Source organism: Sorangium sp. So ce448, assembly GCF_051520915.1.
In the GTDB taxonomy this organism is placed as follows: domain Bacteria; phylum Myxococcota_A; class Polyangia; order Polyangiales; family Polyangiaceae; genus Sorangium; species Sorangium cellulosum_B.
In genome coordinates this window covers 11,009,311-11,028,121 of sequence record NZ_CP150343.1, presented here as the reverse complement: position 1 = coordinate 11,028,121, position 18,811 = coordinate 11,009,311, and the positions used below count along the sequence as shown (strand labels likewise).

The 18,811-nt window shown below is 69.9% G+C and carries 4 protein-coding genes; 1 reads left to right on the top strand and 3 read right to left on the bottom strand.

Features of this window, described 5'->3' with window-relative positions:
• The first annotated feature begins 220 nt into the window (after window positions 1-220).
• Window positions 221-2,944, top strand: coding sequence for a DEAD/DEAH box helicase (locus WMF45_RS41615; protein WP_437711816.1), 2,724 nt, complete (start codon window positions 221-223; stop codon window positions 2,942-2,944).
• 145 nt (window positions 2,945-3,089) lie between these two features.
• On the opposite strand, the gene WMF45_RS41610 is transcribed toward WMF45_RS41615, so the two are convergent.
• The 3 genes from WMF45_RS41610 to WMF45_RS41600 form a co-directional block, all read right to left on the bottom strand.
• Complete coding sequence (locus WMF45_RS41610) at window positions 3,090-5,111, bottom strand: ATP-binding protein (protein WP_437711814.1); 2,022 nt, start codon at window positions 5,109-5,111, stop codon at window positions 3,090-3,092.
• Window positions 5,108-11,392, bottom strand: coding sequence for an AAA family ATPase (locus WMF45_RS41605; protein WP_437711812.1), 6,285 nt, complete (start codon window positions 11,390-11,392; stop codon window positions 5,108-5,110). Before WMF45_RS41605 ends, WMF45_RS41610 begins: the two co-directional genes overlap by 4 nt.
• A 572-nt stretch (window positions 11,393-11,964) precedes the next feature.
• A complete protein-coding gene (locus WMF45_RS41600) occupies window positions 11,965-18,240 on the bottom strand; it encodes an AAA family ATPase (RefSeq protein ID WP_437711811.1) in 6,276 nt (2,091 codons plus the stop codon).
• Window positions 18,241-18,811: the final 571 nt, after the last annotated feature.

Below are 18,811 nucleotides of genomic sequence, written 5' to 3'. Positions count from 1 at the left end.
GAATTGGCGCGAGGACCTCCGGGTCGGTCTGCGGCAAGAGCTTGGGAGTCGGAGCAGGCAGCCCCCGTTCATGCTCGAGCTCGCGTGTCCTCCGCTCCGCGCGGGGGGGCTGGGCCGCGGGCGCGGTCGATTTTGTGAGAAATGGCTGCCTCCAAATGCAACGCCCGGCTCGCTCCTCTGGGCTGTTGCGAACATCCGGCGGCTGCGGCAAAGCTGCGCCGTGCGCTCTGCCTCGATCGAGCCGACCCACTGGGGTTCCCCGCGATGCGATGACTACGAGGATACCGACGCGGTCCGCCGGTACGAGCGTGAGGTGCGCGTCTATCGAGCGCACAGCGAGCCCTTCTACGTCACGCCGCTCAGCGGTCGAGTCGACGGCGACTACGCTGTGGCGAGCGGGAGCGGGGGGCGGTACGTCGTCGATCTCGTGGACGCCGGCGCGCGCCACGACACCTGCTCTTGCCCTGATTTCCTGGGCAATCAGCTTGGCACGTGCAAGCACCTCGAGGCGGTGCGCCGCGCGGTCGCGGAGCGTCCGGCGTGGCGCCGCGCGCTCGCCCGGATCGACGCGCCGGCGCAGCCCACGGTCACGGTCGACGCGGAGGACGGCCTGCGCCTGCTCGCGGTCGGCGCGTGGCCCGCGTCGCTCCGCGAGGAGCGCGCGCGCCTCGTCCAGGCGGGCGGCTTGCTGAGGATGGCGTCGGAGGGAGCTCTCGGGAATCACGCGCCCGCGGCCCGGATCGTCCACGCGGCGCTGCCGGCGGCGGAGCGGCTCGCGGGGGGGATCTGGCACAAGCGCCGCCGGCGCTCACTCCAGGCGCGGGCGGGCCGCGAGCACGATGCGCTGGAGGTCCTCGGGCTGCCGCTCTTCCCGTACCAGCGCGAGGGCGTGCTCCACCTCTTCCGCAACGGGCGGGCGCTGCTCGCCGACGACATGGGCCTCGGCAAGACCCTCCAGGCGATCGCGGCATGCGAGCTCTTGCGGCGACGCGGGGAGGCGCGGCGGGTCCTCATCGTCACGGCGGCGTCGCTCAAGCACCAGTGGGCGCAGGAGATCGCGCGGTGGACGGGCGAGCGCGCCGCGGTCCTCGGCGGCTCTCCCGCGCAGCGCACGGGGGCGCTCGCGCTGGAGGCGGCGTACACGGTGCTGAGCTACGAGCTCACCTGGCGCGAGCTCTCGCGGCTCCAGGCGCTCGCGGCGGACGTGCTGGTGCTCGACGAGGCGCAGCGCGCGAAGAACTTCCGCACCAAGACGGCCGCGACGCTGCGCGCGATCCCGTCGCGCTTCCTGTTCGTCCTGACGGGGACGCCGGTCGAGAACCGCCTCGACGACCTGTATGCGCTGCTGCAGCTCGTCGATCCGGCGCTGCTCGGGCCGCTCTGGCGGTTCAACGCCGACTTTCATCGCCAGGACGAGCGGGGCAGGATCGTCGGCTACCGCAACCTCGGCGAGCTGCGCCGCCGCGTCGCGCCGGTCGCGCTCCGGCGCGAGCGGGCCGAGGTGCTGCTGGATCTGCCGCCGCTCCTCGAGCAGACGCGGTACACGCCGCTCACGCGGGAGCAGCGCGAGCTCGAGGCGGACTACCGCGCTCAGGCGGCCCGGCTGATCGCGATCGCGGAGCGCCGCGCGCTGCGCAAGGAGGAGCTGGACCGGCTCATGATGATGCTCTTGAAGGCGCGGCAGGCGTGCAACGCGCTCGAGCTGTGCGATCCGAGCCGCCGCAAGAAGGCGTCGCCGAAGCTCGACGAACTGGAGGCGCTGATCGCCGAGGTGACGGCGCAGCCCAGGAACAAGGTCATCGTGTTCTCGGAGTGGGTGGGGATGCTGGAGCTGGCCCGCGAGCGCCTCGACCGGCTGCGCGTCGGCCACGCCATGCTCCACGGCGACGTGCCCACGGAGCGCCGCCCGGCGCTGCTCGACCGGTTCCGGGACGACCCGGCGGTGCGGGTGCTCCTGAGCACGGACGCCGGTGGGGTGGGGCTCAACCTGCAGGCTGCGAGCTACGTCGTGCACCTGGATCTGCCGTGGAACCCGGCGCGCCTCGACCAGCGCACGGCCCGCGCGCATCGCCTGGGCCAGGCGCACCGCGTGAGCGTGACCTACCTCTGCGCCGAAGAGGGCATCGAGCGAGGCATCGAGGGCATCCTGAGCGAGAAGCGCAAGGTGCTGGTGGCGTCTCTCCGGGCCGACTCCGCGGTGGAGGAGCTCTCGGCGCCGAGCTTCTCGGTGGTGCTGCGCGAGATGCGGCAGGTGCTGGCGGTGGCGGAGGGAGCCGAGGCGGCGGAGGGAGCCGACGCGACGGAAGCGGGCGCGACCGAGGAGGGGGGCGGCGACGTCCTGCCTGCGGCGAGCGGCGAGGGAGGCCAGGGCGCGCCGGCGTTGCTGGCAGAATGGCGGGGGCGAGAGGCCATGACGGCGATCGATCCCGCGGTGGGGGGGGCTGCGGCGGAGGGGGCCGCTGCGAGCGCCGGCGCCGTGAAGCCTGCGGTCGTGGAGACCGCCACGGCGGCGCTGCGCGCCCGTGTGGCCGAGGTCGAGGCCACCGGGGCGAAGGAAGAGGGCGTGGGAGCGACAGGGGAGGCCGCCCGGAAGGCGGCAGCGGACAGGCTTCGGCTCGCGCGGGTGGTGCTGGACGCCGGCTTCGCCGCGGACGCCGCTCGTGCAGCCTACGAGGCGCTCGCCGGGACCATCGCGGGCATGCTGGAGGGGCCAGCGCCCGAGTCGCACGCGGCCCTCATCGCGGGCGTGTACCGCGACCTCGTGCCGGCCGGCGGGCTGCCCATCGAGGCCCACGCCGTGCTCGCGCGGCTCCACGACCTCGGCGCCCTCGCGCGCGCGGGCGTGCCGCTCGACGCGGCGCTCGCCAGGTCGGCCGTCGACGAGGCGACGCGCTGGGTCGAGCGGCTGGGGGGTGCGTCGCTCGCGCGCGCGGCCGAGCGATAGCCTGATCCGGACATCGCGTCTCGCCGGGATTTCGGCGCGCGAGCCGGGCGCCGTAACGCCTCCAGCACGGCCATGGGATCTGACGACCGAGACCATCGTCGGGAAACGCAACGACGATCTCTTCCCGCCGGAGGCTCGTCGTGCGCTATGTGGCGTGGCTCGCCGCGCTCTCGGTCGAGAGCGGCAGCTCGACGCAGAAGGTCGAGCCCTGGCCGACCTCGCTCGACAGGCGAACTCGTCCCCCGTGCGCCTCGACGATGGTGCGCGTGATGTAGAGGCCGAGCCCGAGCCCCCCATAATTCCGGGACGAGACGCCGCGGCGAAATCGCTCGAAGAGCTGCGTCCGCACCTCGGCCGGGATCCCGAGCCCGTGGTCGGCCACCGAGAGCCGCGCGACCCCATCCTCCGCGGTGACGGTGATCTCGATCGGCGCGCCTTCCCCGAACTTGATGGCGTTGGTCAGGAGGTTGGTCACGACCTGTTCGAGGCGGTACCTGTCCCACCAGCCGGTGATCGGCTGCTCCGCGCGCACGGCGAGCGTGCTGCCCGACTGCGCGAGCTGGTCGCCGAGCTGGGAGGCGATCTCGGCGACCAGCTCGCGCAGATCGACGGGCGCCCGGTCCAGCTCGAGCCTCCCCGCCTGGATGCGGGAGACATCGAGGAGCATGTCGACGAGGTTGGAGAGGCGCTTGATCTGGCGGCCGGAGAGGGCGACCGCCGATCGCACGCGCTCGGCGTCCATGCCCCGCGAGAGCCTTTGCCCCAGCGATTGGATGCAGAGCTGCAGGGAGGTGACCGGGGTGCGGAGCTCGTGCGAGGCGATGAGGAGGAACTCGTCCCGCAGGCGGGTGGCCTCCTCCGCCGCCGTGCGCGCGCGGCGCTCGTCCAGGAGGAGCCGATCGCGCTGCTGTTCGGCGTGTACGCGCGCGGTGATGTCGCGGAAGCTCCAGACCCGCCCGACCACGCGCCCGCCGAGGCGCTGGGGCTGCGTATACCACTCGAAGACCCGCTCGTTCCCGAGCGAAAGCGTATCGAAGGCGCTCGCCTCGGGATCGGCGTAGAGGTCACGGACGCTTTGCAGGAAGAGCTCGGGCTCGCGGAGCTGGCCGCTGACGAACGCGAGGAGCACATCGGCCGATCCGCCGTCGAGGACATCGACGGGAATGCTCCACATCTGCGCGAGCCTGTGGTTATGGCGCACGACGCGCCTCGCGCCGTCGACGACCAGGATGCCGTCCGCCGTCGATTCGAGCGTGGCCTCGAGGAGGGAGTAGGAATGGCGCAGCACGTCCTCGGCGTGCTTGCGGCCCGTGATCTCGGTGGCGATACCGCAGACGCCATCAGGTTCGCCGGCGGGGCCGCAGAGCGGGAACTTGAGGGAGATGTACGTGCGTGCGCCGTCGCGCTGGGGGGCCACCTCGTCGAGCTCCATGGCCCGATTCTGCTGCAGGACGAGCAAGTCGTTGGCGCGATACGCCTCGGCCTGCTCGGGTGGGAAGACGTCGTGGTCGGTCTTGCCGATGACCTGCTGGCGGCGCATCTGGAAGAGCTCTTCCCACCCGCGGTTGACGAGCATGTAGCGGCCCTGGATGTCCTTGACGAAGACGACGGCGGCGGTGTTGTCGACGATGGCCTGGAGCAGATGCTGGCTCTCGCGGAGCGCGGCGTTCGAGCTGGCCAGCTCGGCCGTGCGTTCTCGCACCCGCTGCTCGAGCTCTTGATGGACACGCTGCAGCTCGGCGTTCTTCTCTTCGAGCTGCTTCTGCGCCTCGCGCAGGCTCAGGTGCGTCGTGATCCGTGCCATCACCTCTCCAATTTCGAATGGTCTGGTGATGTAATCGACGCCCCCCGCCCTGAACCCCACGAGCTTGTCCGCCGCGTCGGTCAGGCAGGTCATGAAGAGCACCGGGATGTCTCGAGTTCTTTCAGCCTCTTTCAGGCGCCGGCAGGTCTCGAAGCCGTCGATGCCAGGCATCAACACGTCCAGCAGGATCAGGTCGGGCCTCATGAGGCTGGCCCGCATCAAGGCCTCTTCACCGCCCTGCGCGACGAGCACGCGATGACCTAGGCATTCCAGGCTATCCACCAGCACGCCGAGATTGGCGGGCACGTCATCCACGATCAGGACAACGCGGGGGCGCGGACCGGGTGTCGAGGCTCGGCTCATGATCGCTGACCGCCCTCCATGCACGGCGGCAGCTCCTGCCCCACCCTCGCCATCGGCTTGGCCCCCTGCAGGCGCTCCTCGACCAGGGTGAGGAGCGCCTGGGACTGGTAGTCCTGCGCGAGGCGATCGAGGCGGTCGGCGAAGGGGCGGTAGCGCTCGCCCAGGGTGATCAGGTAGGCGGCCCGCTTTCGGATGTCGCGCATGTTGCCCTCCAGGGCCAGGGCATGGAGGACTTCCATCTCCTCCCGGGGAGGCGCCACGAGCTCCGCGGCGCCCCTGTCCCCGGCTTGCTCCTCGGCCGGTCCGGCATAGACCCAGGTGAGCCCGAGCTGGGCGCCGATGATCCGCAGCAGGCTCTCCTGGTCGATCGGCTTGCTGAGGAAGGCGTCGGCGCCGGCGGCGACGCTCTCCGCCTGGTCCTCCTCGTTGGCGATCGCGGAGACGACGATGAACGGCAGCCGCGGGAGCCCACGAGCCTGGCGATCGCGACGAATGTTGTCGATGGCCTCCAGGCCCCCCATCACCGGCATGACGAGATCCATTACCACCAGATCCGGCGACGCCGCCATCGCCTGCTCGATGGCCTCCTGGCCATTGGCCGCCTCGTGGACCTCGAAGCCCAGGCCGCTCATCAGGTCCAGAAGCACCGCCCGATTGCCCACCACATCGTCGGCGACCAGTACCTTCCGGCGCTGCCCCTCGTAGCCGACGGCGACCCGCTCGGAAGGCCGGAGGGGTGCTGCGAGCTCGGCCACCGGCAAGGTCGCGTCGAACCAGAAGCGGCTGCCTTCATCGGGCCGGCTCTCCACGTGGATCTCGCCGCCCATGAAGTGCACCAGCTGGTGGCTTATCATCAGCCCGAGGCCGGTACCCGGGCGGCGCCGTACATCCCCCACTCGCCCGAAAGGCTGGAAGAGCTTTCCCAGCTGCTCCGGCGTCATTCCGACGCCGGTATCCTCCACCTCGAAGCGCAGGCGCGCCCCGGTCTCGTCGGTCTCGTCCTGCGCCAGCACCTGCACCCCGAAGCGCACCCGCCCCCGATCGGTGAATTTCACCGCGTTGCCCAGGAGGTTGAGCAGCACCTGGCGCAGGCGCTTCTCGTCGGCCAGCACCGCCTGAGGCAGGTGGGGCGCGACCTCGTAGACGAAGTGAAGGCTCTTCTGCTCCGCCCTGACGCGGATGGTGTCGGCGACGACCGTCAGGAAGGTCAAGAGATGGACCGGCTCGGGGTAGAGCTCGAGCTTGCCCGCCTCGATCTTGGCCAGGTCCAGAAGGTCGTTGATGAGGGTCAAGAGGTGCTGGCCGCTCTGCTGGATGGTATTCAGTCCCACCGCCTGGCGGTCTTCGAGACCGGGGGAGCGCTTGAGGATCTGTGCGTAGCCGAGGATGGCGTTGAGCGGCGTGCGCAGCTCGTGGCTCATGTTCCTCAGGAACTCGGTCTTCGCACGGCTCGCGGCTTCGGCCGTCTTGCGGGCCTGGCGCTCGGCCTCGGCCTGCTTGCGCTCGGTGATGTCGGTGGAAACGCCGCAGATGGCATAAGGCTGCCCCGACGCGTTGCACAGGGGATACTTGAGAGAGATGTAGGTGTGCAGCCCATCGTCCTGGAGGGCCTCTTCCTCGGCCTGAAGCGCGGTCCCGGTGGCCAGCACCTCCTGGTCGACGGCGCGGTAGGCATCGGCCCGCTCCCTGGGGAAGACATCGTAGTCGGTCCGGCCGACGATCGCTTGCTCGCTGACGTGGAACAGCTCGGCGTAGCGCCGGTTGATCATCAGGTAGCGACCCTCGAGGTTCTTGAGGGAGATGACCGCTGTCGAGTTGTCGATGATCGACTGCAGCAGCTCTTTGCTGTCCCGCACGGCCTGCTCGGCTCGCCGGCGTTCGCTGTTCTCCTGGAGCAGGTCGGCGTAGAGCGTGGCATTGGCGATCGAGATGGCGGCCTGGGCCGAGAGCAGCTCCAGCACCGAAAGCCGGTCCGGGGTGAACGCGCCGGCGATGAGGTCGTTTTCCAGGTAGAGCAACCCCACGAGCTCCGCCTGCCGCAGGATGGGCAGGCAGAGGGCGGATCTGGCGTACCGATAGAGGTCGTCGCCGGCGATGATGGGGTTCCGTGCCGTCCCGTCGTCCAGGATCACCTTCTCCCGGCTGCGCCGGACGTAGTTGAGGAGGGACGCCGGCAGATCCGGAGGGAGGGCTTCGGGCTCGTGAGGAATACGCACCTCGATCTCGGGCCCCTCCGCCCTCGCCTCGGCCGTCAAGAACAGGGTCTCGCCGCGGGCGAGGAGCAGGCAGCCCCGCCTCGCGCCGGCGTTCTCGACCAGGATGCGCATGAGCGCGTCGAGCAGGCGGCCTTGGACGATCTCGCCCGAGATGGCCTGGGAGGCCTTGAGCACCGAGCCGAGGTCGAGCGCGGCGCCGGCGGGCGCGGCGGCCTCCGGGCACGTCGCGCCGCGGAGGATCTCGCTGGGGACGAGGTCGGGGTACGCGCGCTCGAGGCGGCGCATCGCCTCGGTCGCGCCCCACCGGCCGTAGGCCCTGTGCGCCTCGGTCATGTAAGCGCGGGCAATGGTGGTCTTGCCGAGGACGAGCCAGTGGCGCGCGCAGAGCTCGTTGCCGAGGGCCTCATCCTGGAGGAAGCGGTTCTGTTTCGCGAGGGCGATCCCCTCGTCGTAGTGATCGCTCGCAGCGTGCGCATCGCCGCGGACGCGCGCGAGCTCGGCAAGGAGCAGGGCGCGGCGGTGGGCGAAGTTCTCCGGGCCGAGGTCGGCCCAGCGGGAGACCTTGGCGGCGAACTGCTCGGCGCGGGTGATGAAGAGCGCACGCTCGTCCGGCGAAACGACGTCCGAGGCCCGCGCGAGCGCGATACCGCTGTAGAAGTGGAAAGACGGGGTTCCGAGCCAGGCCCGATTGGGCTCGAACCCGAAGTTGACCTGGAGGGTCGCGCGCGCCCCCTGCTCGAACTCACCCTGGAAGACGAGCAGGAACACGACGTAGAAGCTCGCGAAGTGATGCCAAGCCTGGTAGTTGTGCCGGCGCGCCTCGTCGAAGATGTTCTCGATGTTGACCCACTCCCCCACGAGCACGGCGGGGCGCTCGGTCGCGATCGAGAGGTTGTGCGCGATCTGCCCGACCGAGCTGGATATCCAGGTGATGGCGCTGAACCGGTCGAGCTTGAACATCGGCACGAGACTCCTCGCCTCGGCGAGGAGGTCAGGGATCGGCAGACCGCGGATGAGGCTATTCGTGCTGAGGTTGGCCGTGTTGTAGAAAGCCCAGATGTACTGGCCGGTCTCGACCCCGGCGTGAATGCCGGTGAGCAGCGGCTCCCTGCAGGCGTCGAAGCTATCTTTGCAGTGCTGGATGTGGGCGGCCCACATGTTGCACAACATCGCTTCGGATTTCTTGTCCGGGTATCGCTCGGCGAGCGCGAGGGCGGCGCGGCCGAACTGGTAGCCGAGCTCGACGTCGCCCCGGGCACAGAGGAAAGACCCGAAGTTCACGCAGCCGTAGATCGAGTTGGGTGACAGGCCGTGGAGGTAGGAGATCTCCAAGATCTTCGCGAACATGATGCCGTAGTTGTTCGGACTGATGTGGTAGGTGGAGGAGAAGAGCTCCTGGAGCACGTTCTGCAGGGCCGCGATCTCCCGGTCCACGAGCGGGGGCAGGTCCAAGAGCGCCTCGAGCGAGCGCTCGCGGACGATAGCCATCGTCGTGCGAATGTGGGCGTCGAGCGTCTCGTCGTCGGGCATGAGAGGCAGGTCGATCCCGAACCCCCTGAGGGCCTCGAGCCCCTCGGCGAGGGCGGCCGAAAGGTCGTTTCTCAGCACCTGCACGTTCATCTTGAGCCGCAGCACCTCGGTGCGATCGAGCCGGCTCGCGGTCCGCTCCAGGCAATCGGAGAGGATCGCGAGGGCCTCGTCGTGCTGGCCCGAGAGCGAGAGCATGAGGCCGGTCTTCATCGCGTATGCGAGGCGGAGCGGGTACTGCGACGTCCAGGCGTCCTCCGGGAGGCGCAGGAGGCCGAGCTCAAGGTAGCGCAGGGCGGCGCCGAAGGCGGCCGAGTCCTCGGCGCGGCAGGCGGCATCGAGGCTCATGCGGGCGAGGGAAAGGCGCTCCGCGGGGTCCGACACGAGGTCGCCAGCGCTGTTCAGGTGGCCGACGACGTCGAAGAGGCTCTGGCTCTCGGAGAGGTCCAGCTTGCCCGCGAGCAGCCGGCCGATACGGAGGTGGAAGGCGGGCCGGTCCGCCTCCGGGATCATGGCGTAGGCGCCCTCCTGGACCTTGTCATGGGCGAAGCGGTAGCCCTCGCGCCCGGCCAGCACGAGCCCCTCGCCGACGGCGGGATCGAGGCGGCCGTACACCTCTTCCGGCGAGCACTCGCTCACCGTGGCGAGCATGTCGAGCTCGAACCGGTTGCCGATCGCCGCGGCGAGCTTGAGCGCCTCCACCGCCTCCGGCGGCAGGCGCGCGATGGTGCGCACCATGAGGTCGACGACATTGTCCGTGTACGCGAGCGCCTCGATCCTGGCGAGGTCCCAGCGCCAGCCTGACCCGGCTGCGAACGTGAGCACGCCGTGGTCGTGCAGCGACCGGACGAACTCCTTGACGAAGAACGGGTTGCCACCTGTCTTCTTCTGCACCGCATCGACGAGCGGCCCGCAGTCGTCGCGCTTGAGGCAGTCCGAGAGCATCTCGAGGAGGTGCGGGCGCGCGAGGGGGGCGAGGACGATGTCGCGCACGACGAGCCCGGCATGCTCAAGCTCCTCGATGGCCCGGACGAACGGGTGCCCGGGCGACACCTCGTTGTCGCGGTAGGCGCCGCAGAAGAAGAGCGCCGCGAGCGAGTCGTCGGCGAGGAGCGTACGGAGCAGCCCCAGGCTTGCGGCGTCGATCCACTGGAGATCGTCGAGGAACAGGACGAGCGGGTGCGCGTTCCGTGCGAACACCGAGACGAACAGCAAGAAGCAGCGGTTCAGGCGGTTCTGCGCCTCGAGCGGGGCGAGCGCCGGCACGGGCGGCTGCGCGCCGACCACATGGCCGAGCGAGGGAATGACGTCGCAGACGACCTGCGCGTTCGGCCCGAGCGCCTCGAGGAGCGCGCTGCGCCAGCGCTGGATGCGCGCATCGCTCTCGGTGAGGATCTGCCGCACCAGGCCGTCGAACGCCAGGATCACCGCGCTGTAGGGTGCGTCGCGGTTGTACTGGTCGTACTTGCCGCTCGTGAAATAGCCTTTCTGCCGCGCGAGCGGCCGCAGGATCTCCTGCACGAGCGAGGACTTGCCGATGCCGGAGTAGCCGGAGACGAGGACGCTCTCGCGGCTGCCCTCGAGGGCGCGCTCGAACGCGGCGGTGAGCGCCACGATGTCGTGCTCGCGGCCGTAGAGCTTCTGGTGGATCCGGAACAGGTCCTGGCGATCGCGCTGGCCGGCGACGAAGGGCTCGATCGTGCCCGTGCTGCGCAGGGCCTCGCGGCAGCGCTCGAGGTCGGCGAGCAGGCCCTCGGCGCTCTGGTAGCGGTCGTCGGCGTTCTTCGCGAGAAGCCTGAGCACGACGCCGGAGACAGCGTCGGGGATGGCCGGGTCGACGTGGGACGGTGGCACGGGGGCGAGGGCGAGGTGGGCGTGGATGAGCTCCATCGGGTCCAGGGCCTCGAAGGGGCGCTGACCCGTGAGCACCTGGTAAAGGAGGACGCCGAGCGCGTAGAAGTCCGTCCGGTAGTCGACGCCGCGGTTCATGCGGCCTGTCTGCTCGGGGGAGACATAGGGCAGCACGTCGGCGAGCACGGCGGGCGCGTAGAGCCGCTCGTAGGCGCAGGTGATCTCGGCGTCGACGCCGAAGCTGGTGATCTTGACCGCGCCGGATGCGCCGACGAGCACGTTGTGAGGGCGCAGATCGCGGTGGATGAGCCCCGCGGCGTGCACGGCGGCGAGGCCTTCGGCGAGGGCGGCCGTGAGATCGAGCGCCTCGCAGAGCGGCATTGTGCGCGACGGGCGCGTGGCGAGGAGCCGCGCGAGATCGCGGCCCGGGAAGTCCTCGAGAACGACCATCAGGGCGCCGGCGAGCTCCTCGACGGCGTGCAGGGCGACGAGGCGGGGTGAGGCGAGCTGCGCGATGCGCTCGCACCGGTGCTTGAAGCGCGCGACCTCGGCGCGAGTCGCTCTTTCGGCGCGCAGGACTTTCAGCAAGACCGGGACGCCGTCGTCCTCGCGGCACGCGCGGAACAAGCTGAAATCAGCGTGTTCCTCGATCTTCTCGCGGAGCGCGTAGCCTCTTTCGACGATCATCGACAACCTTGCTCGCCTGCCCGTGAAAGGTGGCGCATTCAACCAGTTATATCTCCGGAGGAGGAGGTCTGGCACCGAGCTGTGCCGCCAGGGGGCTGGCGCTGCCCACGCCCCCGGCCCGCCAGCATCCTAGCGAACGTTCGATGACGAGTACGAGCGGCGGAACGAGCTCCCCAGAGCCAGGTGCGGATCGGCGGACGACACCAACAACAACCACCTGCGCGCCGCCCTGCGGGAGCCTGCGGGAGATCGAGTCCGTCGAATCGACCCAGGACGGACGAAGGAGGGGAGCGCGATGTATGTCTGAACTGCGGTGTGCTGATGCGCAATGAGCGGAACCGGGCCAACCAGGGGCGTCCCGAGGCGAGCCGCCGGTCGACCTCGGGAACCGGCTCGAGAGCGGCAGCTCGACGCAGAAGGTCGAGCCCTGGCCGACCTCGCTCGGCAGGCGAATTCGTCCGGCGTGCACGCGCGCGGTGAGGTCGCGGAAGCTCAGACCCGCCCGACCACGCGCCCACCGAGGCGCTGGGGCTGCGAATCGCGGATGCGCGGACCGGGTGCCGAGGCTCGGCTCATGATCGCTGACCGCCCTCCATGCACGGCGGCAGCTCCGGCCTCACCCTCGCCGTTGGCTTGGCCCCCTGCAGGCGCTCCTCGACCAGGGTGAGGAGCGCCTGGGACTGATAGTCCTGCGCGAGGCGATCGAGGCGGTCGGCGAAGGGGCGGTAGCGCTCGTCCAGGGTGATCAGGTAGGCGGCCCGCTTTCGGATGTCGCGCATGTTGCCCTCCAGGGCCAGGGCATGGAGGACTTCCATCTCCTCCCGGGGAGGCGCCACGAGCTCCGCGGCGCCCCTGTCCCCGGCTTGCTCCTCGGCCGGTCTGGCATAGACCCAGGTGAGCCCGAGCTGGGCGCCGATGATCCGCAGCAGGCTCTCCTGGTCGACCGGCTTGGTGAGGAAGGCCTCGGCGCCGGCGGCGACGCTCTCCGCCTGGTCCTCCTCGTTGGCGCTCGCGGAGACGACGATGAACGGCAGCCGCGCGAGCCCACGAGCCTGGCGATCGCGGCGAATGCAATGAATGGCCTCCAGGCCGCCCATCACCGGCATGACCAGATCCATCACCACCAGATCCGGCGATGCCGCCATCGCCTGCTCGATGGCCTCCTGGCCATTGGCCGCCTCGCAGACCTCGAAGCCCAGGCCGCTCATCAGGTTCGAGAGCACCGCCCGATTGCTCACCACGTCGTCGGCGACAAGCACCTTCCTGCGCGGCCCCTCGTAGCCGACGGCGACCCGCTCCGAAGGCCGGAGGGGCGCTGCGATCTCGGCCACTGGCAGGACCGCGTCAAACCAGAAGCGGCTGCCTTCGTCGGGCCGGCTCTCGACGTGGATCTCGCTGCCCATGAGGTGCACCAGCTGGCGGCTGATCATGAGCCCGAGGCCGGTGCCCGGACGGCGCCGCACATCCCCCACGCGCCCGAAAGGCTGGAAGAGCTTTCCCAGCTGCTCCGGCGCCATTCCGACGCCGGTATCCTCGACCTCGAAGCGCAGGCGCGCCCCGGTCTCGTCCTGCGCCAGCACCCGCACCCCGAAGCGCACCCGCCCCCGATCGGTGAATTTCACGGCGTTGCCCAGGAGGTTGAGCAGCACCTGGCGCAGGCGCTTCTCGTCGGCCAGCGCCGCGCGGGGCAGGTCCGGCGTGACGTCGTAGACGAAGTGAAGGCTCTTCTGCTCCGCCCTGACGCGGATGATGTCGGCGACGACCGTCAGGAAGGCCGAGAGGTGGATCGGCTCGGGGTAGAGCTCCAGCTTGCCCGCCTCGATCTTGGCCAGGTCCAGGAGGTCGTTGATGAGGGTCAAGAGGTGCTGACCACTCTGCTGGATGGTATTCAGTCCCACCGCCTGGCGGTCTTCGAGATAGGGAGGGCGCTTGAGGATCTGTGCGTAGCCGAGGATGGCGTTGAGCGGCGTGCGCAGCTCGTGGCTCATGTTCCTCAGGAACTCGGTCTTCGCTCGGCTCGCGGCTTCGGCCGTCTTGCGGGCCTGGCGCTCGGCCTCGGCCTGCTTGCGCTCGGTGATGTCGGTGGAAATGCCGCAGATGGCATAAGGCTGCCCCGCCGCGTTGCACAGGGGATACTTGAGAGAGATGTAGGTGTGCAGCCCATCGTCCTGGAGGGCCTCTTCCTCGGCCTGAAGCGCGGTCCCGGTGGCCAGCACCTCCTGGTCGACGGCGCGGTAGGCATCGGCCCGCTCCCTCGGAAATACATCGTAGTCGGTCCGGCCGACGATCGCTTGCTCGCTGACGTGGAACAGCTCGGCGTAGCGCCGGTTGATCATCAGGTAGCGACCCTCGAGGTTCTTGAGGGAGATGACGGCTGTCGAGTTGTCGACGATCGACTGGAGGAGCTCCTTGCTGTCCCGCACGGCCTGCTCGGCTCGCCGGCGTTCGCTGTTCTCCTGGAGCAGGTCGGCGTAGAGCGTGGCATTGGCGATCGAGATGGCGGCCTGGGCCGAGAGCAGCTCCAGCACCGAAAGCCGCTCCGGGGTGAACGCGCCGGCGATGAGGTCGTTTTCCATGTAGAGCAGCCCCACGAGCTCCGCCTGCCGCAGGATGGGCAGGCAGAGGGCGGATCTGGGGTAACGATAGAGGTCGCCGCTGGCGAGGATGGGGCTCTGTGCGGTCCCGTCGTCCAGGATCACCTTCTCCCGGCTGTGCCTGACGTAGTTGAGCAGGGACGTCGGCAGATCCGAGGGGGAGGCCTCTGGCTCGCGAGGAATACGCACCTCGATCTGGGCGCCGTCCGCCTTCGCCTCGGCCGTCAAGAACAGGCCCTCGGCGCGGGCGAGGAGCAGGCAGCCCCGCTGCGCGCCGGCGTTCTTGACCAGGATGCGCATCAGGGTGTCGAGCAGGCGGTCGAGGACGATCTCTCCCGAGATGGCCTGAGAGGCTCTGAGCACCGAGCTGATGTCGAGCGCGGCGCCGGTGGGCGCGTCGGCCTCCGGGCCCGTCGCGACGCGGAGGATCTCGCTGGGGACGAGGTCGGGGTACGCGCGCTCGAGGCGGCGCATCACCTCGGTCGCGCCCCACCGGCCGTAGGCCCTGTGCGCCTCGGTGAGGTAGGCGCGGGCGATGGTGGTCTTGCCGAGCGCGCGGAAGGAGAGGCCGGCGAGCTCGTTGGCGAGCGCCTCGTCGTGGAGGTAGCCGCCGCGCTGCGCGAGGGCGATCGCCTCGTCGTAGCGATCCGCCGCGGCGTGCGCATTGCCGCAAACGCGCGCGATCTCGGCGCCGAGCAGGGCGCTGCGGTGTGAAAGGTTCTCCGGGCAGAGCTCCGCCCAGCGCGAGAGTTTTTCAGCAAAGACCTCCGCGCGGGCGAGGAAGCGCGCGCGCTCGTCCGGGGAGACCCCGTCCGCCGCCTGCGTGAAGGCGACGCCGGCGTAGAAATGGAACGCGGGGATGCCGTGCCAGGCCGCCACGGCCGGGGTCTCGATGTTCAGCGGGAGAGCCGCGCGCGCGGCTTCCTCGAACGCGCCCTGGAAGACGCCGAGGAGAACGACGTAGAAGTTGGCGAAGACGAGCGAGCCCTGGCTGTCGATCCGGCGGGCCTCCTCGATCACCTCGTCGATGTCGACCCATGCGCCCTTGAGCTTGGCCGGGCACGCGGTCTCGTTCGAGAGCTGATGCGCGAGCTGTCCGACCGCGCCGACCATCCAGGTGATGGCGTTGAACTTGTCGAGCTTTCGTATCGGCTGGTAGCTCTGCGCCTCGGCGAGGAGGTCGGAGAGCGGGAGGCCCCGGAGGAGGCTGTTGGTCATGCCATTGACCGCGCTGTAGAACGCCCAGATGTACTGGCCCGTCTCGAGCCCGGCGTGCATGCCCGCGAGCAACGAACCCTTGCAGGCGGGGTAGCCCTCTCTCCAGTGCTGCACGAAGGTGCCCCACATGTCGCGGAGCACCGCTTCGGACTTCTTGTCCGGGTAGCGCTCCGAAAGGTCGATCGCGGCGCGGCCGAAGCGGTAGCCGAGCGCGATGTCGCCGCGGCCGCAGAGGAACGCCCCGAATTGAATGTAACCGAAGATCGCGTGCTTCGATACCCCGTGGCGCAGCGTGTTCTCGACGAGCTTCGCGAGCATGACGCTGTGGTTGTTGAGGCTCAAGAACCAGCAGGGGAGGAAGAGCTCCACGAGCACGTCCTGCATGGCACGGATCTCCGGGTCCTCGAGTTGCGGCAGAGCAGGCAGCGCCTCGATCGTCTTTTCCCGGACGAGGTCCATCGTCGCGTGGATCTGGGCGTCGACCGTCGCTTCGTCAGGGAAGGGGGGCAAGTCGAGCCCGAACGGGCGCAGGGCCGCGAGCCCCTCCGCGAGCGCGGCGGGCAGGTCGTTCTTGAGCACCTGCACGCTCAGCTTGAGCCGCAGCACCTCGGTGCGATCGAGCCGGCCCACGGCGCGTTCCAGGCAACCGGAGAGGAGCGCGAGGGCGTCGTCGTGCCGGCCCGAGAGCGAGAGCATGAGGGCGGTCTTCCTCGCGTACTCGAGGCGGAGCGGGTACTGCGACGTCCATGCGTCCTCCGGAAGGCGCAGGAGGCCGAGCTCCAGGTAGCGCAGGGCGGCGTCGAAGGCGGCCGCGTCCTCGGCGCGGCAGGCGGCATCGAGGCTCATGCGGGCGAGGGAAAGGCGCTCCGCGGGGTCTGACACGAGGTCGCCCGCGCTGTTCAGGTGGCCGACGACGTCGAAGAGGCTCTGGCTCTCGGACAGGTCGAGCTTGCCCGCGAGCAGCCGGCCGATACGGAGGTGGAAGGCGGGCCGGTCCGCCTCCGGGATCATGGCGTAGGCGCTCTCCTGGACCTTGTCATGGGCGAAGCGGTAGCCCTCGCGCCCGGGCGTCACGAGCCCCTCGCTCACGGCGGGATCGAGGCGGCTGCAGGCTTCTTCCAGCGAGCACTCGCTCACGGTGGCGAGCACGTCGAGCTCGAACCGGTTGCCGATCGCCGCGGCGAGCTTGAGCGCCTCCACCGCCTCCGGCCGCAGGCGCGCGATGGTGCGCGCCATGAGGTCGACGACGTTGTCCGTGTACGCGAGCGCGCCGATCCGGGCGAGGTCCCAGCGCCAGCCTGAGCCGGCTGCGAACGTGAGCGCGCCGTGGTCGTACAGGGACCGGACGAACTGCTTGACGAAGAAGGGGTTGCCGCCGGTCTTCTTCTGCACCGCATCGACGAGCGGCCCGCAGTCGTCGCGCTTGAGGCAGTCCGAGAGCATCTCGAGGAGGTGCGGGCGCGCGAGGGGGGCGAGGACGATGTCGCGCACGACGAGCCCGGCGTGCTCGAGCTCCTCGATGGCCCGGACGAACGGGTGCGCGGGCGACACCTCGTTGTCGCGGTAGGCGCCGCAGAAGAAGAGCGCTTCGAGCGAGTCGTCGGCCAGCAGAGAGCGGAGCAGCCCGAGGCTCGCGGGGTCGATCCACTGCAGGTCGTCGAGGAACAGGACGAGCGGGTGCGCGCCGCGCGCGAACACCGAGACGAACTGCAAGAAGCACCGGTTCAAGCGGTTCTGCGCCTCGAGCGGGTCGAGCGCCGGCACGGGCGGCTGCGGGCCGACCACATGGCCGAGCGAGGGGATGACGTCGCAGACGACCTGCGCGTTCGGCCCGAGCGCCTCGAGGAGCGCGCTGCGCCAGCGCTGGATGCGCGCATCGCTCTCGGTGAGGATCTGCCGCACCAGGCCGTCGAACGCCTGGATCACCGCGCTGTAGGGCGCGTCGCGGTTGTACTGGTCGTACTTGCCGCTCGTGAAATAGCCCTTCTGCCGCGCGAGAGGCTTCAAGATCTCCTGCACGAGCGAGGACTTGCCGATGCCGGAGTAGCCGGAGACGAGGACGCTCTCGCGGCTGCCCTTGAGGGCGCGCTCGAACGAGGCGGTGAGCGCCTCGATGTCCTGCTCGCGGCCATAGAGCTTCTGGTGGATCCGGAACAGGTCCTGGCGATCGCGCTGGCCGGCGACGAAGGGCTCGATCGTGCCCGTGCTGCGCAGGGCCTCGCGGCAGCGCTCGAGGTCGGCGAGCAGGCCCTCGGCGCTCTGGTAGCGGTCCTCGGCGTTCTTCGCGAGCAGCTTGAGCACGACGCCGGAGATGGCCTCGGGGATCGCCGGGTCGAGGCGGGACGGCGGCGCGGGGGCGAGGGCGAGGTGCGCGTGGATGAGCTCCATCGGGTCCGGGGCCTCGAAGGGGCGCTGGCCCGTGAGCATCTGGTAAAGGAGGACGCCGAGCGCGTAGAGGTCGGTCCGGTGGTCGACACCGCGGTTCATGCGGCCTGTCTGCTCGGGGGAGACATAGGGCAGCACGTCGGCGAGCACGGCGGGCGCGTAGAGCCGCTCGTGGGCGCGGGTGATCTCGGCGTCGACGCCGAAGCTGGTGATCTTGACCGCGCCGGACGCGCCGACGAGCACGTTGTGAGGGCGCAGATCGCGGTGGACGAGCCCCGCGGCGTGCACGGCGGCGAGGCCTTCGGCGAGGGCGGCCGCGAGATCGAGCGCCTCGCCGAGGGGCATCGTGCGCGACGGGCGCGCGGCGAGGAGCTGCGCGAGATCGCGGCCCGGGAAGTCCTCGAGAACGACCATCAGGGCGCCGGCGAGCTCCTCGACGGCGTGCAGGGCGACGAGGCGGGGTGAGGCGAGCTGCGCGATGCGCTCGCACTGGTGCTTGAAGCGCGCGACCTCGGCGCGGGTCGCTCTCTCCGCGCGCAGGACTTTCAGCAAGACCGGGACACCATCGTCCTCGCGGCACGCGCGGAACAAGCTGAAATCAGCGTGTTCCTCGATCTTCTCGCGGAGCGCGTAGCCTCTTTCGATGAACATCGATAGCCTAGCCTCGCTCGCCTGCCCTTGAAAGGCGGCGCATTCAACCAGTTATATCTCCGGCGGGGGAGATCTGGCACCGAGCTGTGCCGCCAGGGGGTCAGCGTTGCCGACGCCCCCAGCCCGCCAGCACCATGGCGAACCGGGTTCAGGTGCGGCCGCCGAACGGGGACCCACCGGGAGTCCCCGCAGGGGACGCGGCACCCGGCCAACCGCTCCGAGCCTGACGCGTGAGCGTGTTGCCCAGCCGGATGGCCGGATGGCCGGATGGCCGGATGGCCGGATGGATGGATGAAGCGACAGCTGCACGCCCTGGGCTGCCTCGCGCATCGCCCGCGGCGCCCGGCCACCGGGACCGCGGGGGCTCACGGGCTGTTCTCTGCAGCTTGGGCCATCCCGTCCCGATCAAAATGCGGTGGCTTACTAAAATGTGTTGCCATAGTCGACGGACCCATATACAGCGTTAATCGTGGGAGACCGCGCGTGCATGACGCTCCCGCGTCGCGGGGGTATCAGGGCGACGGCGGACTCTCATGACCAGTGGACCAGTCGCTCGGAGTCCGACCGCGCT